Source organism: Kitasatospora sp. NPDC001095 (genome assembly GCF_053598615.1).
This window is the reverse complement of record NZ_JBSFKQ010000101.1, coordinates 1-10,087: the sequence shown is the minus strand read 5'-3', so window position 1 is coordinate 10,087 and position 10,087 is coordinate 1. Positions and strand designations below refer to the sequence as shown.

Sequence of the window (10,087 nt, the reverse complement as noted above, 5' to 3'; positions counted from 1 at the left end):
GGGGGGGGGGGGGCCCGCGGGGGCGCGGGGCGCGCCGCGCCCCCCCCCCCCCCCCCCCCCCCCCCCCCCCCCCCCCCCGGGGGGGGGGCCCCCCCGGCCCCGCGTCGCGACGACCCGGACTACCGCGAGGCCATCGCCATCAGCCGCCGCGCGGCCCGGTGCTGCCGCAGCACCTGGGAGAAGGAGGTCTGCCCCTGGGTGGTCCGGGCGAAGGCCCGCCAGGCGGCCGGCACCAGGCAGACCGCCGCGTGGAACAGGTACGGCCGCCGCTCGAAGGCGTTCAGCAGCTGCTTGCCCGCGCGCATCTCCACGCCCAGCCCGGCCTTGACCGCGAACGCGTAGTTCAGCGCCTCGCGCCGCACCGCCGCCGCGTTGCCCGCCTCGGCCACCTTCACCGCCCACTCACCGGCCAGCCGGCCCGAGCGCAGCGCGTACGAGATGCCCTCGCGGGTCCACGGCTCCAGCAGTCCGGCGGCGTCCCCGGCGACCAGCACCCTGCCGCGGGAGAGCGGCGAGTCCTCGGCGCGGCAGCGGGTCAGGTGCCCGGACTCGACCTGCGGGGTGAACCCGGACAGGCCCAGCCGGCGGATGTAGTCCGCGAGGTACTGCTTGGTCCGCTCGCCGTCACCGCGCGCCGAGATGACGCCGACGGTCAGGCTGCTGGTCTCGGTCTTGGGGAACACCCAGCCGTAACTGCCGGGCAGCGGGCCCCAGTCGAGGTGGATGCGGCCCGCCCAGTCGGCGGCGACCTGCGCCGGCACCGGGATCTCCGCCTCCAGGCCGAGGTCGATCTGGTCGAAGGTGACGCCGACGTGCCGGCCGATCCGGCTGGCGCTGCCGTCCGCGCCGACCACCGCGCGGGCCTCGAAGGTGCGCCCGTCGCCCGCCGTCACCAGCGCCGTGCGGTGCTCACCGCCGCGCTGTTCGACACCGGTGACGGTCACTCCGGTGACCAGCACCGCCCCGGCCTGCTTGGCCGCCTGCACCAGGCGCAGGTCGAACTCGTCCCGGTTGACCAGGCCGAACAGCATCCGCTTGGACCGGCGGGTACGGGTGTACCTGCCGTCGTAGGCGAAGGTGACGGCGTGCACCCGGTCCTGCAGCGGCAGCCGGAAGTCCGGCGGGAGGCTGTCCCGGGAGGGGCCGATGATGCCTCCGCCGCAGGTCTTGTACCGGGGGTGTTCGGCCTTGTCGAGCAGCAGCACCCGGCGGCCCTGGGCCGCGGCGGCGTACGCGGCCGAGGATCCAGCCGGTCCGGCGCCGACCACCACGACGTCCCAGACGCCGTCCGGCGGCGCGGCCGCGTCGTCGATCGGACCGCCCTCGTCCGGGCTTTCGAGCGGGCTGCGGGAATCGGAGCTTCCGGAGTCAGTCACGTCGAGTAATCCTATGCGTCCGGCGGCGCCGGGCGAACGCGCCGCCCCCGCGCGGGTACCACCCGGTCACGGTCAGCCGGTGCGCGACGGTGCCCCTGAGCCCCGCCCGCCTCCCGCCTCCCGCCTCCCGTCGCCCCCGCCCCCGCCCCCGCCCCCGCCCGCACCTCACCCGCGCCCGCGCCGCTCCCGCGTCTCCTCCGCGCCTCACCCGCCGGAACACGCCGTTCCGCTCCGCCTATGATCGGCACTACCGCCAACCACCTCCTCCGCCCGCACCACCCCCAGGGCGGACCGTCCCCCCGGAGCCCCGATGTCACAGCCCCTGGCCGACGCCGTCCGGTCCCTGATGGACCGTGCCCGCACCGACCTCGCCGAGCTGGTCGCCTTCCCGTCGGTCGCCGACCCGCGCCAGTTCCCGGTCGAGGAGTGCGAGAAGGCCGCCCGCTGGGTCGCCGACGCCTTCGCCGCCGAGGGCCTGACCGGCATCCGGCTGCTGGACACCCCGGACGGCACCCAGTCCGTCTACGGCGAGCTGCCCGGCCCCGCGGGCGCGCCGACGGTCCTGCTCTACTCGCACTACGACGTCCAGCCCCCGCTGGACGAGGACGCCTGGCTCAGCCCCGCCTTCGAGCTGACCGAGCGCGACGGCCGCTGGTACGGGCGCGGCGCCGCCGACTGCAAGGGCAACATCCTGATGCACCTGACGGCGCTGCGGGCGCTGCGTCAGGTGTACGGCGACGTCTACCCGGTCGGCCTGAAGATCATCGTCGAGGGCTCCGAGGAGCAGGGCACCGGCGGCCTGGAGCGCTACGCCGAGGCCCACCCCGAGCTGCTCGCCGCCGACGCCATCGTCATCGGCGACACCGGCAACTTCGCCCCCGGCCTGCCCACCGTGACCACCTCGCTTCGCGGCATGACGGTCGTCGAGGCCACCGTCACCACGCTGGCCGGCAACCTCCACTCCGGTGCCTTCGGCGGCGTCGCCCCGGACGCGCTGCAGTGCCTGGTCCGGATGCTGGCCTCGCTGCACGACGAGAACGGCGACGTCGCGGTGGAGGGCCTGACCACCGACCAGACCTGGACCGGGGTGCAGTACCCGGAGGAGCAGTTCCGCTCCGACGCCAAGGTGCTCGACGGCGTCGCGCTGACCGGCACCGGCACCATCGCGGACCGCCTCTGGGCCCGCCCGTCCGTCACCGTCCTCGGCATCGACGCCCCGCCGGTGATCGGCGCCACCTCCTCCGTCCAGGCCACCGCCAAGGCCCTGATCAGCCTGCGCGTCGCGCCGGGCACGGACACCCTCGCCGCCCAGGACGCGCTGGTCGCCCACCTGGAGGCACAGGTCCCGCTCGGTGCCCGGCTCACCATCGAGCGCCAGGGCAACGGCGCCCCGTTCCGCGCCGACATCAACGGCCCGGCGTACGAGGCGATGGGCGAGGCGATGGCCGAAGCCTTCGGCACCGCGATGGTCGCCTCCGGCGAGGGCGGCTCGATCCCGCTCTGCAACACGCTGCGCTCGCTCTACCCGCAGGCCGAGATCGTGCTGATCGGCGTCGAGGAGCCGACCGCCCAGATCCACGCGGTCAACGAGAGCGTCGACCCGCAGGAGCTGGAGCAGATGGCGCTCACCGAGGCGCTGTTCCTCCGGCGCTACGCCGAACTGCGCTCCGTCTGACAGACCTGCCCGGCCTGGTCAGCCTGGTCGGCCTGCCCAGCCTGGTCGGCCCGGCCCGGTCGGCCTGACGGGCCTTCGCGGCGGCGCCCCACGGGGACTCCCGGGGCGTCCGGCCGCCCGCCGCCCAACCGGCGGGCGGCCGCCAGCACCGCCGCGTAGCCGACCGCACCCACCGCGAGCCCGGCCCCAGCACCGAAGCAGACCTCCGGCACCAGGTTCCGCCGCAACGGGCTGAGCCGGTGCAGTACCCCGGCGGCCGTCGCCGCGCCGAGCAGCGCGACGGCCGCCCGCCGGGCCCGGGGCGCGAGCCGCACGGCCGGCCGCACCGGCTCGACGGCCCGCACAGCACGCCCGGCCCAGCCGCCCAGCGCCACCAGGGCGAGCGCCGAACTGCCGTACTGCAGCGCCTCGTACAGCGGGACCCCGGCCACCGGCCGGTCCAGCACGGGCAGCAGCCGCGTCCCCAGCCGGTCCCCGTGGGTGAACGCGTCCCAGCCGACGTGGGTGGCCGCGCCGATCGCCGCCGAGGCCGCGAACCACGCCGCGCCGCGGACCGTCGCGCCGGCCGTACCGGCGTCACCGAGCCCGCGGGCCCCTCCGGCCTTCCGAGCGGTCAGCGCCTCGGCGCCACCCGCCCAGCGCTCGGGCAGCAGCGCCACCGCCGGTCCGCGCAGCAGCCCGTGCCAGCCGGCCACCAGCGCGCCGGCGACCGCCACGTCCAGCGTCGGCACCGCCCACCAGCGGTGCGTCAGCCCGCCGTGGCCGTACACCCCGGGCAGCAGGGACTCGGCGAAGAACGGCACGTCCGGCGCCATCGAGCCGGCGACGAGCGCCGACGCCACCAGGGGCCCGCGTGCCCCGGCGGCGCGCAGCAGGGGCAGGACGGCGGCGGGGTGGCTCAGCGTGAACGGCATGCCCCCATCCTCCCGCCCGCGACCGCGACCCGGCGCGCCGGGAGGCGCCGGGGCGCCCGGCAGGCCCCCCGCGCCGACCGGCCGCTACACCGCGTCCGCCGTGCTCGCCAGCCCCACGGCCACCCGGCTCCCCGCCTCCAGGTACCGCAGCTCCCCGCTCCGCCGGGCGTCCAGCGCGGCCGCCAGCCGCCGGTAGCGCCCGGGGGGCAGCAGGTCGCCGGCCTCCTCCAGGGTGACGAAGCGCCAGCTGCGCAGCTCCTCCTGCTGGAGGAGCAGGTTCCGCCGGGCCTCCTCGTCCAGCAGGCCGCCGTCGTACACCAGCCGCAGGCCGCCGCGGCGCGGGCCGGTGCGCGGCTCCCAGTCGACGGCGAGCAGGCGCAGCGTGGACGGGTCCAGACGCAGGCCCAGCTCCTCGGCGGTCTCGCGCAGGGCGGCGTCGGTGGGGGCCTCGCCGCGCTCGACCACCCCGCCGGGGAAGTCCCAGTCGGGCTTGTAGACCGGGTCGACCAGCAGCACCCGGTCCTGCTCGTCGAAGAACAGGACAGCGGAGGCCACGGTGTCCCCGGTCGGGTCCGGCGTCTGGGCGATCGGACAGCGGGCGGCGCCGACCCGGACCAGTTCGGCGATCCGGTGCGCGGTCTCCCGGGGGGAGAGCTCGCCGGTGTCGATCATGCGGGCGTCGCCGACCAGCCAGCGGCGGGCGGCGCGGTAGCGGGGCAGGTGTTCGAGACACCAGGCGCGGACCCGCTCGCTGCCCTCCGGGTCGCCCGGGCACTCGTCGCGGTGGGCTATGCGTTCGCGCAGGATCGTTTCTTCAGGGTCCAGGACGAAGTGGTGCACCGTGATCCCGTGCGAGGCCAGGTCGCCGAAGATCTCGTCCCGGTAGTCCTCCCTGAGCAGGGTCATCGGGACCACCAGCGGGCCCCCGACCTCGCCGAGCAGCGCCGCCGCCGTCTCGGGGACGAGCCGGCGCCACGCCGCCAGGTCCTGGAAGTCGGACACCGTCGCCAGCCGGTCGGCCGGGAGCATCCGGCGCAGGCCGAAGCCCACCAGCTCGGGATCGAAGAGCACGCTCCCGGGCAGCAGTTCCACCAGCTCACGGCAGGCACTCGTCTTGCCCGCCCCGAATGTGCCATTGACCCAGACGATCACAACGTCCCCTGCCCTCGACTTCCCCCGATGCCGTTCGCACCGGGCAGCGCCCCCGTCGGTCGAACCAGCGCCACCCGTGGTGGTACCCGCGCCACGCCGCTCCCCATGCCTGTCCGACGCGCCCGCCCGCACGCCCCGCTCTGCCCCGTGACAGCGGCATGTGCCCAGGTCAGAAGCCATGCATGGAAATATGCAGGCCGGTCTACATCAATATTGCACCCCTTCACCACTGCTAGGGCACAGGGCGTCCGATGGGTCGACTTGCCGCGCACGCCCCGCTCGCACGCTTCCATGCGCTCCTCCCCGTACGCTCCGAGCCCCCGCGTGCGCGCCCCATGCCGCGCCCCGGCCCGCACACGTCCCCCCACCCGCTCAGGCCGCCGACCACCGACCGCCGGCCTCCTTGCGCCGCCCGCGCCGCGCCGCGTACAGAGGAACGATGAAGCTGCTTCCCGCCGGCCGTGTGGTCGTCATCGGCTCGGTCAACACCGACCGCATCCTCCGCTGCCCCCTGCTCCCCTCCCCCGGCGAGACCGTCCTCGCCACCGCCGCCGGTCGGGGTTTCGGCGGCAAGGGGGCCAACCAGGCGGTGGCGGCGGCCCGGATGGGGGCGGCGACGCACCTGGTGGCCAAGGTCGGGCGGGACGCCGAGGGCGAGGCGGCACGTGCCGATCTGCACGGCGCGCAGGTCGAGACGGGCGCCGTGCTCGTCCACCCGGACGCGCCCACCGGTCAGGCGATCGTCATGGTCGACCCGGCCGGGGAGAACAGCATCGTCGTCGTCCCCGGCGCCAACGCCCACCTCACCCCGGAGGAGGTCACCGCCGTGCTCGGCCGCCTCCGGCTGCTCCCCGTCGACGTGGTCCTGACCAGCAACGAGGTCCCCGCGGAGTGCATCCGCGCGGTCGCCGCCGCGCTGCCCGCCGCGGGCGCCTCGGGCGGCACCCGCTGGTTGCACAACACCGCGCCCGCCGGCGCCCTGCCCCGGACCGGCCCCACCGGACGGCGCCCGCTGGTCGTCGCGAACGCCGTCGAGGCCCGCCAGCTCACCGGCGCCGCCGACGTCACCGAGGCCGCCCGGGCGCTGGCCGAACGCGCCGAGGGCGCCGTGGTCACCCTCGGCGGCGAGGGCGCGCTGGTCGTCGTGGACGGAACGCCGGCCCGGCTGCCCGCCCCGACCGTCCGGGTGGTCGACACCACCGGTGCCGGCGACGTCTTCTGCGGCGCCCTCGCCGCCGGACTCGCCCGCGGCGCCGGGCTGACCGACGCGGCTGCCACCGCCGTCGCCGCCGGGGCCTTCGCCGTCACCGGCCTCGGCGCGCGCGGCGCGCTGCCCCGCCCGACGGACCTCTGAGCGCGCGTCGGAAGTCGCCCGCCGCCCATCGCCCGCCCCGGCCCCGGCCCGGCACGCGGAACGCCCGCCGTGGCCGCCGGACGACCCGGCGGCCACGGATGGGCGGATGGCGACGCCGCTACGGGCGCCCCATGTAGGCGGGGTAGTAGCCGCTGCTGATCCCCGAGATCCGGACCTTGGTCCCGGGCCGCGCGGCCTCGACGTACTTGTTGTCGCCCAGGTAGATCGCCACGTGCTGGATGCCCCGGGCCGTCCCGTCCGGCGACCAGAACAGCAGGTCGCCGCGGCGCAGCTGACTCGCCCTGATCGGCGTGGTCGCCGCGTACTGGTCGTTGGCCACACGGGGCAGGCGGATCCCGCCGTGCCGGAAGGCCTGCTGCACCAGGCCCGAGCAGTCGTAGCCGTCCGGCCCGTTGCCGGCCGTGCGGAACGGTACGCCCAACTGGGAGAGCGCGAACTGCACGGCGGCCTCGACGTTCGGGTCCTGCGCGACCGAGTCCTCGGTGTGGCCCGCGCCCCCGGACCCCGAGGAGCCGCGGCCGGTGCGCTCCAGGTAGATGTCGTAGTGCGAGGTCCAGCGCCACTCGCCCTTGCTGTTGCGGAACCAGTAACGCGATCCGTCCCAGCCCTCCTTGATCCCCCCGGAGCCGGTCGTGGCCTTGGCCGCGGAGGCGGAGCCGCCCCCGGTGCGGGCCGCGTACACGCTGTAGTGCGAGGTCCAGCGCCACTGCCCCTGGCTGTTCTTGAACCAGTACCGGGAGCCGTCCCACCCGGCGTGCGCCGGGGCGGACTCGGCGACCGCGGGGCTGACGCTGGTGCCGAGGCCGATCACGCCCGTGCCGGTCGCGATCACGGCCACCACGGCGATGCCCCGACAGAGCCGCGAGGTGCGGGACAGACGGGAGGTGCGGGCGGTGGCAACGTCCTGCTGCCCGGTCGGTTCGCCGGCGGCCTCCGGCGCGCCGGTGTTGACGGTGGTCATCGTGCTGACTTCCTTCACTGCTGCGGATCGCTGCGGACTGCAGCGGATTGCTGTGCCCGGCCGGTAGTGGCCGTGCTTGTCGGCAGAGCCCCCGCCCGGCGCGCTGCGGCTTCCGGTCCTGCGACCGGAAGCCGCAGCGCGTCGCCCAGGGGGTTCGATTCTGCCTGCGTGTCACGTTAAGCACGCATCCGCTCACTGCGCGCAGTGGAGTGCGCCAAATGGAAGGGGCGCCGGGGGCGAGCACCGACGGCACATCAGGGTGAACGACCGTCAACCGAGGAGGCGTCAGGACACCGCTCCTCAGCGGCCGCCAGCCTCCGCCAGCAGCTGCTTCTTCAGCACCTTCCCCAGGGCGTTCCTGGGCAGTTCGGGCACCAGGACGACCCGCCGCGGCCGCTTGTGCACCGAGAGACGCTCCGCCACGAAGGCCGTCAACTGATCCCCCGTCACGGCGCCGTCGGGAACGACGTACGCGACGATCGCCTGTCCGAGGTCCTCGTCCGGCACGCCGACGACCGCCGCGTCGGCGACCGCCGGGTGGTCGCGCAGTGCGGCCTCCACCTCGCCCGCGCCGATCCGGTAGCCGCCGCTCTTGATCAGGTCCACCGAGGCGCGGCCGACGATCCGGTGGAAGCCGTCCGCCCCGATCACCGCGACGTCGCCGGTGCGGAACCAGCCGTCCGCCGTCCACGCCTCGGCGTCCGCGTCCGGCCGGTTGAGGTAGCCGCTGAACAGCGTCGGGCCGCAGACCTGCAGTTCGCCTACGCTCTCCCCGTCGCTGGGCACCGGCGCGCCGTCCTCGCCGACCAGCCGGGTCCTGACCCCGTCCACCGGCAGCCCGACGCTTCCGGGGCGCCGCTCGCCGTCGGCCCGGGTGCTGACGGTGATCAGCGACTCGGTCATCCCGTACCGCTCGATCGGGGCGTGCCCGGTCAGCGCCGCCAGCTTCTCGAACACCGGGACGGGCAGCGGCGCGCTGCCGGAGACCAGCAGCCGGGCCGGGGCGAGCCGGGCCGCCGCCTCCCGGTCCGCCGCCAACCGGGACCAGACCGTGGGCACCCCGAAGTACAGGCTGCCGCCGGCCTCCGCGTAGCCCGCCGGGGTGGGCCGCCCGGTGTGCACCAGCGCGCTGCCGGTGCGCAGGGCGCCGAGCACGCCGAGCAGCAGCCCGTGCACGTGGAACAGCGGCAGACCGTGCACGAGGGTGTCCTCGGCGGTCCACTGCCAGGCGGCGGCGAGGGCGTCCAGGTCGGCGGCGATCGCCTCGCGCCGGATCACCACGCCCTTGGGCGCGCCGGTGGTGCCCGAGGTGTAGAGCACGAAACCGGTCGACTCGGCGGCCGGCTCGGCGTAGGTCGTGGCGGAGCGCTGCGCGGGGTCCACCGGCAGCCCCGCCACCGAGGTGTCCTGCGGCAGTTCCTCCCCGACGGCGTGCGCGAGGAGCGCCGCGCCCGAGTCGCGCAGGATGTGCTCGCGCTCCTTGGGGCCCGAGTCGGGCGGCAGCGGCACCACCGGGACGCCCGCCAGCAGGCCGCCGACCACGGCGGTGACGGTCTCGACCGTGGGCCGGGCGAGCACCGCGAGCGCCGGGGCGCCGGCCACCCGGTCGGCTACGGCGGTCGCCGCGCCCAGCAGGTCCTCGCGGGAGAGCGCCCGCCCGTCGATCCGCAGCGCCCGCGCCGCGTCGCCGAAACCGCCCTGAAGTGCCGTCAGCAGTGCCATGCCACCGTCCTCGCCTCGTTCCACGCCACCGCGCCGCGCCGGTGCGCCACGCGCTCGTCCCGCGTGTCCGCCTCCGCGTCACGCGCCGGCGCCGACTCTACGGGCGCCGCCCCGCCCGCCGTGCTCCGGGACGGTCGGACGGCGGCTGGGGGCACGCCGGAGGGCGTGGCACCGAGCGGTACTCGGTGCCACGCCCTCCGGCGTCGTTGCGGGATCAGGCCTTGCGGGCCTTCACCTCGGCGGTGAGCTGCGGCAGCACCTGGAAGAGGTCGCCGACCACGCCGTAGTCGACCAGCTCGAAGATCGGGGCCTCGGGGTCCTTGTTGACGGCCACGATGGTCTTCGAGGTCTGCATGCCGGCCCGGTGCTGGATCGCGCCGGAGATGCCCGCCGCGATGTAGAGCTGCGGGGAGACCTGCTTGCCGGTCTGGCCGACCTGGCTGCTGTGCGGGTACCAGCCGGCGTCCACGGCGGCGCGCGAGGCACCGACGGCAGCGCCCAGCGCGTCGGCGAGCTCCTCGACCACGCCGAAGCCCTCGGCGGCACCGACACCGCGGCCGCCGGAGACCACGATCGCGGCCTCGGTCAGCTCGGGACGGCCGGAGGACACCCGCGGGGTGCGCGAGGTGACCCTGGCGGCGTTGCCGGTGAACTCCACGGCCACGTTCTCCACCGCGCCGGCGGCCGGGGCGGCCTCCGGGGCGACGGCGTTCGGCTTGACGGTGATGACCGGCGCGCCCTTGGTGACCTTGGACTTCACCTGGAAGGACGCGGCGAACACCGACTGGGTGGCGACCGGGCCGCCGTCGCCGGCCTCCAGGTCGACGGCGTCGGTGATGATGCCGGAGCCGATCCGCAGCGCGACGCGCGCGGCGACCTCCTTGCCCTCACCCGAGGACGTCACCAGCACGG

The 10,087-nt window shown here is 76.0% G+C and carries 8 protein-coding genes; 2 read left to right on the top strand and 6 right to left on the bottom strand.

The annotated features are described in order from the left end of the window. Positions 1-119: 119 nt before the first annotated feature. Complete coding sequence (locus ACWDBB_RS35820) at positions 120-1,376, bottom strand: geranylgeranyl reductase family protein (protein WP_449793592.1); 1,257 nt, start codon at positions 1,374-1,376, stop codon at positions 120-122. 310 nt (positions 1,377-1,686) lie between these two features. On the opposite strand from ACWDBB_RS35820, the gene ACWDBB_RS35815 reads away from it, so the two are divergent. Beyond that, positions 1,687-3,051 carry a M20/M25/M40 family metallo-hydrolase gene (locus ACWDBB_RS35815; protein WP_449793591.1) on the top strand — a complete coding sequence of 455 codons (1,365 nt, stop codon included), beginning with the start codon at positions 1,687-1,689 and terminating at the stop codon, positions 3,049-3,051. Here the strand turns inward: ACWDBB_RS35815 and ACWDBB_RS35810 are convergent. Next, positions 3,027-3,965 (bottom strand): DUF4184 family protein, encoded by a 939-nt coding sequence (locus tag ACWDBB_RS35810; RefSeq protein ID WP_449793590.1) that lies wholly within the window; start codon positions 3,963-3,965, stop codon positions 3,027-3,029. The genes ACWDBB_RS35815 and ACWDBB_RS35810 overlap by 25 nt on opposite strands. 84 nt (positions 3,966-4,049) lie before the next feature. Beyond that, positions 4,050-5,117 (bottom strand): NUDIX domain-containing protein, encoded by a 1,068-nt coding sequence (locus tag ACWDBB_RS35805; protein ID WP_449793589.1) that lies wholly within the window; start codon positions 5,115-5,117, stop codon positions 4,050-4,052. Between the two features lie 439 nt (positions 5,118-5,556). On the opposite strand from ACWDBB_RS35805, the gene ACWDBB_RS35800 reads away from it, so the two are divergent. Then, positions 5,557-6,471, top strand: a complete 915-nt coding sequence (locus ACWDBB_RS35800) for a PfkB family carbohydrate kinase (protein WP_449793588.1) — start codon at positions 5,557-5,559, stop codon at positions 6,469-6,471. A gap of 118 nt (positions 6,472-6,589) precedes the next feature. On the opposite strand, the gene ACWDBB_RS35795 is transcribed toward ACWDBB_RS35800, so the two are convergent. The 3 genes from ACWDBB_RS35795 to ACWDBB_RS35785 all read right to left on the bottom strand — a co-directional run. Then, positions 6,590-7,453, bottom strand: a complete 864-nt coding sequence (locus ACWDBB_RS35795) for a C40 family peptidase (protein ID WP_449793587.1) — start codon at positions 7,451-7,453, stop codon at positions 6,590-6,592. Positions 7,454-7,753: 300 nt separating this feature from the next. Further along, a complete protein-coding gene (locus ACWDBB_RS35790; protein WP_449793586.1) occupies positions 7,754-9,175 on the bottom strand; it encodes an acyl-CoA synthetase in 1,422 nt (473 codons plus the stop codon). Between the two features lie 214 nt (positions 9,176-9,389). Further along, positions 9,390-10,087: electron transfer flavoprotein subunit alpha/FixB family protein (locus ACWDBB_RS35785; protein WP_449793585.1), on the bottom strand; the 698-nt coding region annotated here is incomplete at its 5' end.

What these genes read in the sequence shown, in the direction of transcription:
- ACWDBB_RS35815 (WP_449793591.1), top strand. Translation starts at nt 1,687, where the DNA reads ATGTCACAGCCCCTGGCCGACGCCGTCCGGTCCCTGATGGACCGTGCC.
- ACWDBB_RS35810 (WP_449793590.1), bottom strand. Translation starts at nt 3,965, where the DNA reads ATGCCGTTCACGCTGAGCCACCCCGCCGCCGTCCTGCCCCTGCTGCGC.
- ACWDBB_RS35800 (WP_449793588.1), top strand. Translation starts at nt 5,557, where the DNA reads ATGAAGCTGCTTCCCGCCGGCCGTGTGGTCGTCATCGGCTCGGTCAAC.
- ACWDBB_RS35795 (WP_449793587.1), bottom strand. Translation starts at nt 7,453, where the DNA reads ATGACCACCGTCAACACCGGCGCGCCGGAGGCCGCCGGCGAACCGACC.
- ACWDBB_RS35790 (WP_449793586.1), bottom strand. Translation starts at nt 9,175, where the DNA reads ATGGCACTGCTGACGGCACTTCAGGGCGGTTTCGGCGACGCGGCGCGG.